This is a genomic window from Bradyrhizobium sp. USDA 223 (genome assembly GCF_044909005.1).
Classification (GTDB): Bacteria; Pseudomonadota; Alphaproteobacteria; order Rhizobiales; family Xanthobacteraceae; genus Bradyrhizobium; species Bradyrhizobium yuanmingense.
This window is the reverse complement of record NZ_JBIYDR010000001.1, coordinates 3870135-3886295: the sequence shown is the minus strand read 5'-3', so window position 1 is coordinate 3886295 and position 16161 is coordinate 3870135. Positions and strand designations below refer to the sequence as shown.

Annotated in this window: 12 protein-coding genes and 1 pseudogene; 7 read left to right on the top strand and 6 right to left on the bottom strand. The window is 66.2% G+C overall.

Annotated elements, in window-relative coordinates; translation table 11 throughout:
• The first annotated feature begins 36 nt into the window (after positions 1-36).
• From ABIA40_RS17930 to ABIA40_RS17910, 5 genes and pseudogenes are all read left to right on the top strand, one after another.
• Positions 37-555, top strand: coding sequence for a PAS domain-containing protein (locus ABIA40_RS17930; protein WP_404542502.1), 519 nt, complete (start codon positions 37-39; stop codon positions 553-555).
• Positions 533-1835 (top strand): annotated as a pseudogene (locus ABIA40_RS17925) (methyl-accepting chemotaxis protein). Before ABIA40_RS17930 ends, ABIA40_RS17925 begins: the two are co-directional and overlap by 23 nt.
• A gap of 259 nt (positions 1836-2094) precedes the next feature.
• Positions 2095-5364, top strand: a complete 3270-nt coding sequence (locus ABIA40_RS17920) for a DUF2126 domain-containing protein (protein WP_404542500.1) — start codon at positions 2095-2097, stop codon at positions 5362-5364.
• 27 nt (positions 5365-5391) lie between these two features.
• On the top strand, positions 5392-7905 hold the full coding sequence (locus ABIA40_RS17915) for a circularly permuted type 2 ATP-grasp protein (protein ID WP_271545304.1): 2514 nt from the start codon (positions 5392-5394) through the stop codon (positions 7903-7905).
• Complete coding sequence (locus ABIA40_RS17910) at positions 7902-8780, top strand: transglutaminase family protein (protein ID WP_271545303.1); 879 nt, start codon at positions 7902-7904, stop codon at positions 8778-8780. Before ABIA40_RS17915 ends, ABIA40_RS17910 begins: the two co-directional genes overlap by 4 nt.
• 74 nt (positions 8781-8854) lie before the next feature.
• Here ABIA40_RS17910 and ABIA40_RS17905 read toward each other — a convergent pair whose 3' ends face one another.
• The 3 genes from ABIA40_RS17905 to ABIA40_RS17895 are packed head-to-tail and all read right to left on the bottom strand — an operon-like array spanning position 8855 to position 12569.
• Positions 8855-10966 carry a xanthine dehydrogenase family protein molybdopterin-binding subunit gene (locus tag ABIA40_RS17905; RefSeq protein ID WP_271545302.1) on the bottom strand — a complete coding sequence of 704 codons (2112 nt, stop codon included), beginning with the start codon at positions 10964-10966 and terminating at the stop codon, positions 8855-8857.
• Positions 10963-11940 (bottom strand): FAD binding domain-containing protein, encoded by a 978-nt coding sequence (locus tag ABIA40_RS17900; protein ID WP_404542496.1) that lies wholly within the window; start codon positions 11938-11940, stop codon positions 10963-10965. The genes ABIA40_RS17905 and ABIA40_RS17900 overlap by 4 nt, the downstream gene beginning before the upstream one ends.
• 2 nt (positions 11941-11942) lie before the next feature.
• The gene (locus ABIA40_RS17895) at positions 11943-12569 is read right to left on the bottom strand and encodes a (2Fe-2S)-binding protein (RefSeq protein WP_404542494.1); all 627 of its coding nucleotides are present in this window, start codon (positions 12567-12569) and stop codon (positions 11943-11945) included.
• A gap of 228 nt (positions 12570-12797) precedes the next feature.
• Here ABIA40_RS17895 and ABIA40_RS17890 point away from each other — a divergent pair, with 228 nt between their 5' ends.
• Both ABIA40_RS17890 and ABIA40_RS17885 read left to right on the top strand, forming a co-directional pair.
• Positions 12798-12923: a hypothetical protein gene (locus tag ABIA40_RS17890; protein WP_271545299.1), complete on the top strand. Its 126-nt coding sequence runs from the start codon at positions 12798-12800 to the stop codon at positions 12921-12923.
• 93 nt (positions 12924-13016) lie between these two features.
• Positions 13017-13841 carry a helix-turn-helix domain-containing protein gene (locus ABIA40_RS17885; protein WP_404542491.1) on the top strand — a complete coding sequence of 275 codons (825 nt, stop codon included), beginning with the start codon at positions 13017-13019 and terminating at the stop codon, positions 13839-13841.
• Positions 13842-13985: 144 nt separating this feature from the next.
• Here ABIA40_RS17885 and ABIA40_RS17880 read toward each other — a convergent pair whose 3' ends face one another.
• From ABIA40_RS17880 to ABIA40_RS17870, 3 genes are all read right to left on the bottom strand, one after another.
• Positions 13986-14351, bottom strand: coding sequence for a hypothetical protein (locus ABIA40_RS17880; protein WP_404542490.1), 366 nt, complete (start codon positions 14349-14351; stop codon positions 13986-13988).
• Positions 14352-14355: 4 nt separating this feature from the next.
• Positions 14356-14808: a metallophosphoesterase gene (locus tag ABIA40_RS17875; RefSeq protein ID WP_404542487.1), complete on the bottom strand. Its 453-nt coding sequence runs from the start codon at positions 14806-14808 to the stop codon at positions 14356-14358.
• Positions 14809-14875: 67 nt separating this feature from the next.
• Complete coding sequence (locus tag ABIA40_RS17870) at positions 14876-16156, bottom strand: ABC transporter substrate-binding protein (protein WP_404542485.1); 1281 nt, start codon at positions 16154-16156, stop codon at positions 14876-14878.
• Positions 16157-16161: the final 5 nt, after the last annotated feature.

Below are 16161 nucleotides of genomic sequence, written 5' to 3'. Positions count from 1 at the left end.
GCGTGGTGGGGCCGGCGTGACTTGAGGATCGAACCGATGCAAGCGATACGTCCCACTGGGGTGGAAAATCTCCTCGGTGAGGAGGAGCTGATCGTATCGAAGACCGATCTCAAAGGCCGCATCACCTACGCCAACGACGTCTTCATCCGCATGGCGAAGTACTCGTGGAAGGAGCTGATGGGCGCGCCCCACAGCCTGATCCGCCATCCCGACATGCCGCGCGCCGTCTTCAAGCTGCTGTGGGACACGCTGCAGTCCAAGCAGGAGATCTTCGCCTACGTCGTCAACCTGGCGAAGGACGGCAGCCACTATTGGGTGTTCGCCCACGTCACGCCGACATTCGACGAGCGCGGCAACATCGTCGGCTATCACTCCAACCGTCGCAAGCCGGATCCCGCGCAGATCGAGCGCATCAAGCCGATCTACAAGACGCTGTGCACTGAGGAGGCGCGGCATGCCAATGCCAAGGAGGGCATGCAGGCGAGCTTCGAGACGATGGTCGGGCTGCTCAAGCAACAGGGTGTCGGTTACGATGAATTTGTGCTCTCTCTCTAAGGCGCAGGGAGCGACCGCGCTCGCGTGTGGTCTTGCCGTCGTTGCGTTCGTTCTCTCGCTGCTCGGCATATCCGGTATCACGAGTGCCGCTTCTCTCGGCGCGACGATCGCGCTCTCCGGCTATGCCGTCTGGTGCCAGCACCGCGCGGCGGTTTCCGTCGACGAGGTCGCCGATGTCTGTCGCAAGGCGGCGGCCGGCGATCTCGAGGCGCGCATCCTCAGCGAGCGGCAGGCCGGGCGCATCGGCGCCATCCAGAAATCGGTCAACGACATGCTCGACATTACCGATGCGTTCCAGCGTGAAGCTTCGGCGTCGATGGAGTATGCCAGCCGCGGCAAGTATTTCCGCAAGATCCTGGCGCGGATTGCCCGGCTCGTTCCGCCGCTCGGCGACCGTCATCAATTCCGGCACCGACAGCCTTGGCCGCAGGGTCGTCGAGATCGCGGACCTTGCCAGGCAGTTCGGCGCGCATCTCGACCAGGTTGCGGGCACGCTGATGGGCGCGGCGACCGATCTCGAATCCGATGCCGGCCAGATGGCGGCGGCGGCGGAGAAGACCAGCCTGCAAACCTCCGGCGTGCTCAGCGCGTCCGACCAGGCCTCGCGCAACGTCGCCACTGTCGCCAGCGCCGCCGAGCAGCTCGCATCGTCGATCACCGAGATCAACCGCCAGGTGGCCGGCTCGACCGCGAGCACGGGGCGGGCGGTGAACGAAGCCAATCGCGCCGGCGGCGAGATCCGGAGCCTTGCGGACGCCGCGATGCAGATCGGCGATGTCGTCAAGCTGATCAGCGAGATCGCCTCGCAGACCAACCTGCTCGCGCTCAATGCCACCATCGAGGCGGCCCGCGCGGGCGACGCCGGCCGCGGCTTCGCGGTGGTGGCCTCCGAGGTCAAGAGCCTCGCCAACCAGACCGCCAAGGCGACCGAAGAGATCAGCGCCAAGGTCGGCGAGATGCAGCAATCGACCACCACTTCGGTCGCTGCCGTCGAGGCGATCGCGCAGACCATCGCGGAGATCGACGGCATCTCCGCCTCGATTGCCGCCTCGATCGAGCAGCAGGGGGCGGCGACGCGCGAGATCGCCCGCAACGTTCACGAAGCCTCAACCGGCACCTCGCAGGTCTCCTCCAACGTGACGGGCATCAGCGAAGCCGCCGCCGACACCGGCCGCGTCGCTGCCCGCGTCAACCACGCCTCCGAACGCGTCCACGGCGAAGTCGAGACGCTCCGCCGCGAAGTGACCCAGTTCCTGCAAAGGCTGACCTCGGCGGCGTAACGTTTCTGCAAACGAGGTCGTCATGCCCGGGCTCGTCCCGGGCATCCACGTTCTTGGTTCTGCGCGGCAAAGGTCGTGGATGGCCGGGACAAGCCCGGCCATGACGCCGTGGAAGCAGCACCGCGCCAACCCTAACGTCGGATGCGATCGCCCCCATGGCGATTGGGATACTTCCTAGGCACCCCGTGCCCGTTGTTAGTGCTTGATCGCACTCCCCTCAGGTGTTCTGCTCAAAAAAGCTGCTGGAGCACTGCAACCCGTGTCGATCTACGTCGCGCTACACCACGTCACGCACTACAAATACGACCGCCCGATCGACCTTGGCCCGCAGACCATCCGGCTGCGGCCGGCGCCGCATACGCGCACGCCGATCCTGAGCTATTCGCTCAAGGTCACGCCCTCAAATCATTTCGTGAACTGGCAGCAGGACCCGCAGGGCAACTGGCTGGCGCGCTACGTCTTTCCGGAGAAGACCACCGAACTGAAATTCGAGGTCGACTTCACGGCGCAGATGACCGTGGTCAACCCGTTCGACTTCTTCGTCGAGCCCTATGCCGACAGCTTTCCGTTCGAATATCCCAAGGATCTGAAGACGGAGCTTGCGCCTTATCTCGAGACTATCAAGCCCGACCGCCTGTTCGCCAAGTTCCTGGATTCGATTCCCCACGAGGCCCCCAACACCGTCAACTTCCTGGTCGACCTCAATCGCGAGCTCCAGAAGAAGGTCCGCTACATCATCCGCATGGAGCCGGGCGTGCAGACGCCGGAGGAGACGCTTGCCTCAGGCGCGGGCTCATGCCGCGACTCCGCCTGGCTCTTGATCCAGACCTTGCGCCATCTCGGCCTCGCCGCCCGCTTCGTCTCGGGCTATCTGGTCCAGATCCGTCCCGACATCGATCCGATCGAGGGACCGCCGGAAGTCGAGAACGACTTTACCGATCTGCACGCCTGGGCCGAGGTCTATCTGCCGGGTGCCGGCTGGATCGGATTCGACGCGACCTCGGGCATGCTCGCAGGCGAAGGGCACATCCCCGTCGCAGCCACGCCGCACTATCGATCCGCGGCGCCGATCTCCGGCGGGGCCGGCTTTGCCGAGGTCGAGTTCTCCTTCGACATGAGCGTGAGGCGCATCCGCGAGGCGCCGCGCATCACAAAGCCGTTCTCCGACGAATCCTGGGCGCGCCTCAACGATCTCGGCGAGCAGGTCGACGGCGATCTCGCCGCCCATGACGTGCGCCTCACCATGGGCGGCGAGCCGACCTTCGTCTCGGTCGACGATCTCGAGGCCGGCGAGTGGAACACGGAAGCGGTCGGCCCGACCAAGCGCGCGCTCGGCGACGATCTGATCCGCCGGCTGCGCACGCGCTTCGCGCCGGGCGGGCTGCTGCATTACGGCCAGGGCAAATGGTATCCGGGCGAGAGCCTGCCGCGCTGGGCCTTCGGCCTCTATTGGCGCAAGGACGGCGTGCCGATCTGGAAGAATGCCGACCTCATCGCCAAGGTCGAAAACCCGCGTCGCGCCGAGGTGAAGGACGCCGAGACCTTCATGGAAGGCACCGCGGCCCGGCTCGGCCTCGATGCCGGCTACATCATGCCGGCTTATGAGGACACCGCGTACTGGCTCCAGAAGGAGGCGGAGCTTCCCGTCAACGTCGATCCCTCCGATTCCAAACTATCCGATCCGGAAGCCCGCGCGCGGATGGCGCGCGTGTTCGACGAGGGCCTCAACACACCGCGCGGCTTCGTGCTGCCGGTGCAGCGCTGGAACGCGCCGCCGCGTTGGCGCAGCGAGCGATGGCAACTCCGGCGCAATCATCTGTTCCTGATGCCGGGCGATTCGCCGCTCGGTTTGCGCCTGCCGATCGGCTCGCTCGGTTACGTCCCGCCCAACCAATATCCCTACATCGTCGAGCAGGACCCGATGGAGGCGCGGGACAGGCTGCCGGTGTTCACGCTCGCGGCGCGGCCGGAATCCCCGCCGCGGGCCGCGCCCGAGCATCTCAACACCTCCGTCCCGGTTCGCACCGCGATGTCGGTCGAAGTCCGCGACGGCGTGCTCTGCGCCTTCATGCCGCCGGTCGAGCGCATCGAGGACTATCTCGAACTGGTCGCCGCGCTCGAAGCCACCGCGGAGGAGATGCAGCTCCAGGTCCATGTCGAGGGCTACCCGCCGCCGTTCGACCCGCGCATCGAGGTGATCAAGGTGACGCCCGACCCCGGTGTCATCGAGATCAACATCCAGCCGGCGAAGAACTGGCGCGATGCGGTCGAGATCACGACCGGTCTCTATGAGGATGCGGCGAAGGTGCGCCTCGGCGCCAACCGTTTCCTGGTCGACGGCCGTCACACCGGCACCGGTGGCGGCAATCACGTCGTGATCGGCGGCTCCTCACCGCAAGACTCGCCGTTCCTGCGCCGGCCCGATCTTCTGAAGAGCCTGGTGCTGTATTGGCAGCGCCATCCGGCGCTGTCCTATTTCTTCTCCGGTCTTTTCATCGGCCCGACCAGCCAGGCGCCGCGCATCGACGAGGCACGCCACGACAGCATCTACGAGCTCGAGATCGCGCTCTCGCACGTGCCGCCGCCCAGCTACCAGACGCCGCTCTGGCTGGTGGACCGGCTGTTCCGGCATCTATTGGTCGACATCACCGGTAACACCCACCGCGCCGAGATCTGCATCGACAAGCTCTATTCACCGGAAGGGCCCACGGGCCGGCTCGGCCTCGTCGAATTCCGCGCGCTCGAAATGCCGCCGGATCCGCGCATGTCGCTCGCGCAGCAGCTCCTGATCCGCGCGCTGATCGCAAAGTTCTGGCGCGAGCCGCTGAGCGGCAAGTTCGTGCGCTGGGGCACCGCGCTGCACGATCGCTTCATGCTGCCGCATTTCATCTGGGAAGATTTTCTCGACGTGCTCGGTGAGCTCAAGCAATCGGGCTATCCGTTCGAGCCGGAATGGTATCTGGCCCAGCTCGAATTCCGCTTCCCCGCTTTCGGCCGCATCCATCATGGCGGAGTGACGCTGGAGCTGCGGCAAGCGCTCGAGCCTTGGCACGTGCTCGGCGAGGAGGGCTCGGCCGGCGGCACCGTGCGCTATGTCGATAGCTCGGTCGAGCGGCTCCAGGTCAAGGCCGAAGGCTTCGTCGAGGGCCGCCATGTCGTCACCTGCAACGGCCGCCGCCTGCCGATGACCCCGACCGGCCGCTCCGGCGAGGCTGTGGCCGCCGTCCGCTTCAAGGCCTGGCAGCCGGCCTCCGGCCTGCACCCGACCATCCCCGTGCACGCGCCGCTGACCTTTGACCTGATCGATACCTGGAACGGCCGCTCGCTCGGCGGCTGCGTCTACCACGTCGCCCATCCCGGCGGGCGCAACTACGACACCAAGCCGGTCAATACCTACGAGGCCGAGGCCCGGCGGCTGGCGCGCTTCCAGGACCACGGTCACACCCCGGGTCCGATGCAGCCGCCGCCCGAGGAACGCACAAATGAATTTCCGCTGACCCTCGACTTGCGGACCCCGCTCCTGCAATGAGTATGATGGTGGGGGAGGGAAAGGCCCATGGGCGAGGGCGCAGCCGAAGACAACGACCAGGCGGGCAGGGCAAATGCCCAGCAGCGGATTGCGCAGTGGGTCCGCGACTATAGCCGCCTGCCCGGCATCCCCGACGAGTTCCTGGGGCCCGACGGTGCGCCGCGCGCGGTCTGGAGCCGCTTCTTCGACGCCTTCGGCGCGCTGGCGCCCGACGAGATCGAGCGCCGCTTCGGCATGGCCGATCGCCATCTCCGCGAGGCCGGCGTCACCTACCGCGCGCCCGGCGATAGCGCCGACCGGCCCTGGTCGATCAGCCATCTGCCGCTTTTGATCGACGAGGCCGACTGGCAGCAGCTTTGCGCCGGCATCACCCAGCGCGCCGAGCTGCTCGAGCGCGTGCTGCGCGACATCTATGGCGAGGGGCGCCTCGTGGCCGAAGGCGCGCTCCCGGCCGCGGCGATCGCCGGCAGTCCCGAATATCTCCGTCCCGTCTGCGGCGTGCCGCCGCCCGGCGGACGCTATCTCTCGATCTATGCCGCCGATGTTGGCCGCGGGCCCGACGGCCGCTGGTGGGTGCTCGGCGACCGCACCCAGGCGCCATCGGGTGCGGGCTACGCGCTGGAGAACCGCCTGGTGCTGTCGCGCGCCTTCTCCGATCTCTACAAGTCGATGAACGTGCCGCGCGTCGCGCCGTTTTTCGAAGCGTTCCGCGACTCCCTTCGCGCGCGCGCCGATCGCGACGAGCCCAGGATCGGCGTGCTCACCCCCGGCAGCTTCAGCGAGACCTATTTCGAGCACGCGACGCTGGCGCGCTATCTCGGATTCCTGCTGGTCGAGGGCGACGATCTCGCGGTCAGCGACAATCGCGTCCACATCCGCACCGTCGCCGGCCTGAAGCGGCTGGATGTGCTGTTGCGCCGGGTCGATTCCAACTCGCTCGATCCGCTCGAGCTCGATGCCTCCTCGCGGCTCGGCGTGCCCGGCCTGATCGACGTGCTGCGCAAGGACGGCGTCGTCGTCGCCAACATGCCGGGCTCGGGCGTTTTGGAGGCGCGGGCGCTGCTCGGCTTCCTGCCGGCGCTGAGCCGCCGCCTGCTCGGCGAAGACCTGAAGATGCCGCACATCGCGACCTGGTGGTGTGGCCAGCGCGTGGCGCGCGACGAGGTGCTGGCGCGGCTCGACGAGGTCGCGATCGAAGGCGCCTATCGCCGCGGCGTTCCCGGCTTCGACTCCAGCGGTCCGGTGCTCGCGAGCGAGCTCGACGCGAGCGGACGGCAGCGCCTGATCGAGGCGATCGGCGCGCGCGGCATGGACTATGTCGGCCAGGAGGTGGTGCGGCTCTCGACCATGCCGGTGTGGGAGCATGGGCAGCTCACGCCGCGTCCCTTCGTGCTGCGCGTGTTCGCGGCCGCCACGCCGGATGGCTGGGCCATCATGCCGGGCGGCTTCTGCCGCATCGCCGAGCAGCCGGACGCGCGCGCGGTGTCGATGGGCGACGGCGCGCGCGCCGCCGACGTCTGGGTCGTCTCCGACAAGCAGGTCGCGACCGCGACGCTTCTGCCCGCGATCGACAAGGTGCGCATCCGCCGTATCGCCGGCGTGCTGCCGAGCCGCGCCGCCGACAATCTGTTCTGGCTCGGCCGCTATCTCGAGCGCGCCGAGGCGACGCTGCGGCTGGTGCGCGCTTTGGGCTCGCCGAGCGGGCCGAACAAGGGCACCGCGGCCTCGGTGCAATCGGCCGAACGCATCCAGCGCCTGCTGGTGGCCTGGGGCGCGGTTTCGCAATCCTCACGCACGGCCGCGGGGCGCATCGTCGCCGAAGCGCTGCAGGGCGCGGAGCGTTTCGGCTCGGCCCTGTCGCTGGTGAGGGCGGCGCAGCGCACGGCGACCTCCTTGCGCGAGCGGCTGTCGCCCGATGCCTGGCAGGTGATCACCGAGATGGCCGAGCGCCTCGCCATCGAGGTGGAGGACGACGACAGCGTGCTGAGCGCCGCCGAGCTGACCTTGCAGGAGCTGGCGAGCTTCGCAGGCCTTGCGCAGGAGAATATGAATCGCGCCGCCGGCTGGCGCTTCCTCGACATCGGCCGCCGTATCGAGCGCGCCATCAACACCACGCGCTTCACCCGCCAGTTCGCCTATGACGAGGCCGGTGACGAGGATCTCGACATCCTGCTGACGCTGGTGGATTGCCAGATCACCTACCGCTCGCGTTATCTGCTGGCGCCGATCCTGGCCCCGGTGCGCGACCTCGCGGTGCTCGACGGCTACAATCCGCGTTCGGTGGCGTTCCAGGTGACGACGCTGAACGAGCACATCGCCGCGCTGCCGAGCCTGAAGGAGCATGGCCTGATCGAGAAGCCGCAGCGTCTGGCGGTGGCGATGCAGGCGATGCTCGCGACCGCCGAGGCTGAGAAGCTCGAGGTCAAGACGCTGTTCGCCCTGGAGCAGGATCTGCTCAGCCTCGGCGAGGCGATCGGGCAGCACTACTTCCCGCACGGCCCCAATGCCAGCCGGCCGGAAAAGCTGACGGGGCTGGCGTGATCTACGACATCCGTCACGTCACCACCTACGAGTACGAGAATCCCGTCAGCTTCGCCCGCTGCACGCTGCGACTGGAGCCCGCAAGCGGCGGCGGCCAGGAGCTGATCTCGCACGAGGTCGAGATCCATCCGCGCCCGGCCGAGCGCAATGTGCGGCGCGACTTCTTCGGCACGCTGACCGAGAGCGTGGTGATCGAAGCCGCGCATCGCAATCTGCGCATCGACTCGCGCTCGCGCGTCTCGGTGTCGCGCAAACCGCCGGCCCGCGATGCGGTCAGCCCGCCCTGGGAGAGCGTCCGCGATGTCGCGTTCGAAGCCACCAGCCTCGGGCCGTCCTCGCCGGTCGGCTATGTCTTTGCCAGCCCCCTGGTGCCGGTGCTGCGCCCGGTCAGCGCCTATGCGGGGATAAGCTTTCCGCCCGGCGCGGGCATCCTCACCGGCGCCGTCGACCTGATGCGACGGATCCGCGGCGAATTCCGCTACGATCCGAAGGCGACCGTGATCTCGACACCGCTCGACGAGGTGTTCGACAAGCGTCACGGCGTCTGCCAGGACTTCGCCCATGTCATGATTGCCGGGCTGCGCGGGCTTGGCCTGCCGGCGGCCTATGTCAGCGGTTATCTGCGCACCGCTCCGCCGCCGGGACAGCCGCGTCTGCAAGGCGCCGACGCCAGCCATGCCTGGGTCTCGTTATGGTGCGGGCCGGAGCTCGGCTGGATCGATCTCGATCCGACCAACGATCTCCTCATCGGCAACGATCACATCGTGCTCGCAATGGGGCGCGATTTTTCCGACGTCTCGCCGGTCGACGGCATCATCGTCGGCTCGCCCAAGCAGAAGCTCAGCGTTGCCGTCGACGTGCTGCAGGTGGAGTAGGGCGGGTACGTCAGCCTCTTCGATGCAGCACAATCACATGCCCAGGAGCGGCGTATGCCACCCTCTTTACAGCGCTAAGCGGTCAGCACGTCTTCGATCCGGATCGGCAGGGTGCGGACGCGCTTGCCGGTCGCATGAAAGACGGCGTTCGCGATCGCGGGGGCGATACCGACCAGGGCGATTTCGCCGAGACCCTTGACCCCGAGTTCATTGACGTGCGGATCCGACTCCTCGAGGAAGTGCGCTTCGACCTGGGGAATGTCCAGGTTGACGGGCATCAGGTAGTCGGCCATGTGAGCGTTGACCGGCCGGCCGTCGCGAGCGTCGAGAACGGTGCGCTCCATCAGCGCCATACCGATGCCGCCGACCATTCCGCCGGTGCATTGGCTGCGGGCGAGACGCGGGTTGACGACGCGGCCGATGCCATAGGCGCCGACCGCGCGGCGGACGCGGATCGTGCCGACGTCGGGATCGACGGCGACCTCGACGAAGACGGCGCCGAACGAGTGCATCGAGAACCTGGCGGCAGCCTCGGGATCCCGCTGAGACGACGCCGTGGCTTCGATCGGTCGATCGTTCCGGTCCTTCGCGGCCTGTTCCCGCACGGCGATGCAGGCAGCGCGGATCGCGGAGCCGACCGAGGCCATGGTCCAAGAGCCGCCGTGGGATGGTGCAGGCGGATAATCTGAGCGGCCAAGGCTGAAGCGCACCTTTTCGACGGGGAGCCCGAGAGTCTCGGCGGCGACCTGCGTCATCGACGTATAGGTGCCCGGACCCATGTCGCTGGCCGCGATCTCGACCTCGGCTGTCCCGTCGCGAAGCAGCCGCGCCCGCGCGGTGGCCGGCGCGTGAAAGGCCGGATAGCTTGCCGAGGCTACTCCCATCCCGATCAGCAGGCGGCCGTCGCGCATCGAGCGCGGTTCGGGCGTACGGCGCGACCAGCCGAATCGTTCGGCCCCGAGATCGTAGCATTTCATCAGCGATCGGCTGGAGAAGGGCTTGTTTTCTCCCTCGTCGATCTCCGGCTCGTTCCGGCGCCGCAGATCGATTGGATCCAGGCGGAGCCTATAAGCCAACTCGTCCATGGCGCATTCGAGCGCGAAAACGCCGCTGGCCTCGCCAGGGCCACGCATGTGGTTTGGCGTTCCGGTATCGAGCGGGACCAGGCGGTAGCGCGTCCGCACGTTGGGCGAGGAGTAGAGGAACGTCGTGACCGAGGTCAGGGCTTCCATGAATTCTTCGTAGCGACTGGTCTCGCCCGTACCTTCGTGCACCACGCTGATGAGCTTTCCATCCGCCGTGGCGCCGAGAGCGATCCTCTGCACCGTGCGCGGCCGATGTCCGGTCGTGAAGAACATCTGCTTGCGCGTCAGGACGAGCTTCACCGGGCGGCCAACGTGGCGGGCGGCCATGGCCGCGAGCGTCACATGAGGCCAGGTTCTGAGCGAGGTCCCGAAGGCCCCGCCGATGAACGGGCAGATCACCGTCACTTTCTCGGGTGACAAACCGAAGATCGCCGCGATCTCGGCCTGCTCGTTGACGACGAACTGGCTCTTGCTCCAAAGCGTCAGGCGGTCACCGTTCCAGCTGGCGATCGTCGCATGCGGCTCCATCGGATTGTGGTTCTCGCGCGCGATGTCATAGGTCTCGTCGACCTTCACCGGCGCGTCGGCCAGAGCCTTATCCGCGCTTCCGCGCGTCGTGTCGGCGGGAAGCCGGGCGTCCGGCTGTTTGCCGGCCTCCGGTACGATGGGACGAGCTTCAGGGCCCGCGGAATCGACGATTGGCCGCTCGGCCTTGTAGGTGACGCGCAGCGCCGCGGCGGCCCGCTCCGCCTGCGCGATGGTCGCGGCAACGACGAGCGCCACCGGCTGGCCGTGGAAGCGCACAAGATCGTCCTGCAGCACATGCAGCCGCTCGCCCGTCGCCGGATCGATGTAGCTCTTGTGCGGGCCGTACGCCAGGCGTGGCGCGTTGAGATGCGAGAGAACGGCGAGAACGCCCGGCATCTTCTCGACCGCCGCGCTGTCTACGCCGGTCAATCGTCCAAGCCCTATTGTGGCGCTGACGATCACGGCATAGGCCTGGCCCGGCTGATTAAAATCGGCCGCGTACCGCGCGGAGCCGGTGACCTTGGCGCGGCCATCCACGCGGGGCAGCGGCTGTCCGATGACGCTGATCGTCATGCAATTCCTCCCGTCATTTCGAAGGCGCGGACGATCGTCCGCGGCAGGAGTTCGAGTTTGTAATGATTGCCGGACAGCGGGCGGGCCCCTTCCAACGCCGATCGGGCGGCCGCCTCAAACACCTGCCGGCCCGGTACCTTGCCGATCAGCGCCGCTTCCACCGCGCGCATGCGCCAAGGTCGGGTGCCGACCCCGCCAACCGCGAGCCGCGCGCCGCGGATCACGCCGTCCACGACGTCGAGCGCCGCTGCCGCGGAGACCAGCGCAAATTCGTAAGACGCGCGGTCGCGCACCTTGAGGTAGCGCGCCCGGCGGCTATCAGGCCCCCCGGGGATCCGCACTTCAACGATGAGCTCGCCCGGCAGCAGCGTGTGTTCGAGATGGGGGGTGTCGCCGGGCAAGCGAAACAGCTCCTCGACCGGGAAAGTGCGCTCGCCCTTCGGACCCCTGACCTGCATGGTGGCGTCGAGCGCGACCAGCGCGACCGCAACGTCCGAGGGGTGCGTCGCCACGCAGTGATCGCTGGTGCCGAGAATGGCGTGACCGGCATTCAGGCCGTCGCGTGCGGCGCAACCTGAGCCAGGGCTGCGCTTGTTGCAGGATGCGTCGAGCATCCGAAAGTAGGGGCAGCGGACGCGCTGGAGCAGGTTGCCGCCGATCGAGGCCATGTTGCGCAGTTGCGGTGAGGCGCCCTCGATCAGGCTCTCGGAGATCAGCGGGTAAAGACGCTGAACATCGGAGTGGGCGGCGATGTCGGCCATCCGCGCGAGCGCGCCGATGACGAGATTGGACCGGTCGACGCGAATACCGGAGAGCGGAAGCGCATTGATGTCGACGAGCTGCTGCGGCTGCTCCACCTCGTCGCGCATGAGATCGATCAATGTCGTGCCGCCGGCGATGAGGCGGCCTCCGGAGGACGCGGCGGCGACGGCGGCCTCGATGGAGGTCACCTTCTCGATCGTGAACGGGAGCATGGTCAGACCCTCTTGGCGGCGTCGGCAACGGCGGCGACGATCCCGGGATACGCCCCGCAGCGACAGATATTGCCGCTCATCCAGAACCGAATGTCCTCCGGCGAGCCCGCATGGCCTTCGGCGATGCAGCCGACGGCCGACATGATCTGCCCGGGGGTACAGAAGCCGCATTGCAAGCCGTCGTGCTCGACGAATGCGCTCTGGAGCGGATGAAGCTCACCATTCTTCTCGAGACCCTCGATCGTCTCGACTGTGGCCCCGTCGTGCATCGCAGCCAGCGTCAGACACGACACGACCCGCCTGCCGTTGAGCAGGATGGTGCAAGCGCCGCAGGCGCCCTGATTGCAGCCCTTCTTCGTACCGGTGAGACCGAGATCTTCGCGCAGGACGTCGAGCAGGGATTGCCGCGTATCCAAGTCAAGCTCCTGTCTCGTTCCGTTCACGTTCAGGCGAACCCGTGCCGTCGATGCAGCGGGCTTGCTTTCGGATGCGGGTTGCGCGGCAACTTGGGGCACCACCGCCATGGAAGCCGCTCCGCCGACAGTCAGCAGGAGCGAACGGCGCGATACTCCGCCCCGCGTGCTTTCGGTCTCAGCAGCGCCGGCGGCGAACGGCTCTTGGTTTGTCATGGTGGTCGGGATCCCCTCGGATGATCCCGCCCAGTAAGCCACGATCCCGGCGGACGCACCGTTCCGATATTGCGGCGACTATCGCAATCTTGCGACGAAGTGGTGCCGGCGCCTAAGGACTCTGCTTCTCGCCCATTGCGGCGAAAGGCCGCCCAGCTGTGAGGGGGCGCAATGAGATCAAGCCCGACCCTTGCGCTATCTTCCCATCGGCGTTGTCTCGATACCGCCATGTCCATCATGCGCAGTATTTGGGCAATCAGTCAGAAGACATTTCGGGCCGAAGCTTCCCTTCCCCGCAATGTCGTGAAATATTGGTATGTTGATGAAGCGCCTGTCGCGGGTGCGGTCAAATAGTGCGTAACCAAAGCGATGCCCGATCCGGTACACACACGAGAACGAAACCCTTCTCAATCTATGATCCGGATTCTATCGGAGGCACCGCCGCCGTTGGCACCCATCCAGCTAGACTGCGGCACTCAACTCACTCATCGTTTTGTTCGCGGCACGCGTTACGGCTATGCCCCGGGCATGCCCGGACACCTTGTCGGCACCTATTATGGTGAGCCTCAACACAGTGCGTGGACGGTTGAGCGACGGCGGCTCTCCGCTCCGCTGCGGCCCAATTCCATCACAGTGATTCCCGAGCGGCATGATGGAGATTGGGAAGTTGACGGACCGCTGCACGTGTCCCATGTCTACCTCACCAACGAACGACTGGAGCATTGCCGAACGCTCATCGGCGGACGAGGCAATGTAGAGCTGATAGCACGCGTCGGCAGCGAAGACGCCGTGACCTCGCAGATTCTCGCGATCCTCAGCAACCCCGCCGTCATTGCCGATCCTTCGGCAAAGTTGCTGGTCGATCGCTCGGTCGACCTGCTCTGCATCCAGTTGTTGCGTTTGCACAGCATAGTACAACTGCCGCAGAGCCCCGCCTATACTCGCGGCGGGCTCGCACGCTGGCAGCTTAAGCGTGTGACCGATTACATGCTGGCGCATCTCGACAAGCCGATCGGCCTCGACGAACTGGCGTCGCTCGTCGGCCTCAGCCGCTACCACTTTTGCACGGCGTTCCGCCTCTCGACCGGATTGACGCCGCATGTCTGGTTAACTCGGCAACGCATATTGCTTGCACAACGGCTGCTGAATGATCCAAATCTATCGATCAGTGAAGTTGCGCTCGCGGTCGGATATTCGACGCCATCGGCTTTCGCCCAGACCTTCCGCAGAATTGTCGGCACGACGCCCCGAAGTTTCCGCCGATCCTTGTAGCCTCACATCGGATGTCTGCTTCTGGGCCCATCTCCGACCCGGGGCGAGGACGCCAGCGCGCTGCTATCGAGGTGGAGCGGACTCTCCAAGGAGTGCAGCGCGGGCTTATAAGTAGCGCCCCTGGTAATGGTCGGCGCTCGCCGTTCATCTCACCATGGTCTCGCGATCCCAGGCCTTGTAATCGGGCGAACCCTGGGTGCGGATAGGACCGTCATAGCCGTATTCCACCATGTGCACGGTCACATAATCTTCTCCAAAAAACGCGACGCCGTAGGATTGCGGCAGGTCGCAGGCGCTCAGCAGCTGCGTCTCGGAAAAGAGCGGATAGCTCGCATGGTTGGTGCCGCGCAGCGACGAGACGGGGACGCCTGCAATCGAGCCTGCAAGCGGCAAGTGGCAATGCCCGAAGAAGACGTGGCGGATCTTGGCCCGATGGCGGCTGACGAGATGCCGGAACGGAGCCTCGTCGAGCAGGCCGATCTGGTCGAACGGGACGAGATGCACCGGCATGGGATTATGGTGTGAAGAGCAGGAACGGCCCGTCATGCTCGGAAAGCCGGGCCTCGAGCCAGCCGAAACGATCGTCGCAATAGCGGCCGGCGTGCGTCTCCGGATGGGCGGTGTCGAGAAACAGGCAGCGCCCCGCGGCGGTGTCGTGGATGCCCTGGACGAAGCCGTTCTCGTCGGCGAGGTCGGGGAATACGCTCAGGAAGGCGGCGCGCCGGTCGTGGTTGCCGATGCACAGCCGCACCGGCAGCGGATATGCGTCGAGGCGCTGCTTGAGCCATTGATAATCGGCGAGATCGCCCCAATCCGAGAGGTCGCCGGTGATCACCATCAATTCGGCGTCGTGATGATCGTTCAGCGCATGCGCCAGCGCCCGCTCGAAATTGACGCGCGGATCGCGGCCGCCGATGGTCGAGCCGGGCGCCGTCAAGTGAATGTCGCTCAGGTGCAGCAGTTTCATCGCCATCTCCAGTCATTGGTCCGGCACGGGCGCCGATGGCGTCCCGTGCCGGCAGATGTCAGGACGCTCAGCGCGCCGCGCCGGTCGTCTTCGGCAGCAGCTTCTGCACGTCAGCCGTCATGTCGGCGAGAACGGCCTCCGGCTCCTTGGCGCGGGCGCCCGAGATGATCGAATTGAGATGATCCTTGATCACGTCGGTGATCTTCAGGCCGTTGTCGCCGGGGAAGGCGTACCACTTCGTGAGCAGCGCGAGTTGGCTGACCGCGGTGTAGTTATTGGGGTTCTTGACGTAGAAGTCCTTCAGATAGACCTCGTTGGCGACCTTGTTCGGCGGCATGTAGCCGGTCGTCTCCGCCATGATCGCAGCGCCCTTGGGGCCGGTCCAGAACTTTACCACTTCCCAGGCGGCATCGCGCTTGGCCTTGTCCTTGGCGAGGATCAGCACGACGTTGCCGCCGGCCGGCAGCCTGCCCTTCGCCGCGACGACGTCCGGGAACGGAATCGTCTTCAGCGCGAACTTGCCGCCGGTCATCTGCGTGACCTTGTTGAGGTCCGAGGTCGAGGTGACGTGGAAGCCGGTCTTGCCGGCCGCGAACGCCGCGCGCATCGACGGCTGGTCGAGATTGGGCATGCCGGCCTCGTTGACGAGCCGCGCGATCGTGTTGATGGCGAACTTGCCCTCGGCTCCGTCGAAGGCGACCTTGGTCTCGTCGGCATTGAGCATGGTGCCGCCGCGCGCGAACACCGGCGCCTGCCACAGCCAGTTGCCGGTGATGTCCCAGGCATAGGTGACGCCGTTGGTGTCATTGCCGAGCGCCTTGATCTTCTTGGCCAGCGCGATCAGCTCGTCCCATGTCTTCGGCAAATTGTTCACGTCGCCGCCGGCCTGCTTCACCAGGTCAAGATTGACGTAGACGATCGGCAGCGAGATCGCGAAGGGCAGGGCGTAGACCTTGCCGCTGGCGGTGCCGATGTCGAACATCGCCTGGTGGAAGCCCTGCTTGTCGAAATCCTTTTCGGCGGCGATGTAGCCGTCCAGCTCGGCCGGGATGCTCTTGTCGACCAGGACGCGGATGCGGTTCAGACCCTGGAACGAGACATCAGGCATCTGATTGGTCACGGCCTCGCGGAGCACCTTCTGGGTGCCGTCCTCGTAGGATTCGTAAGGCGCCCGCATCGTGACCTTGATCTCCGGGCGCACCTTGGCGAATTCCTCGGCGATGCGCTTGTGCGTCTCGGTGAACAGCTCCGGATATGGATATTGCATCACGATCTCGGTCTTTGTCTGCGCGAGCGCAGATCCGGCCGCAAGCGACAGAGCCGCCGCGGCGATGATGGTCTTCAGCATGATAG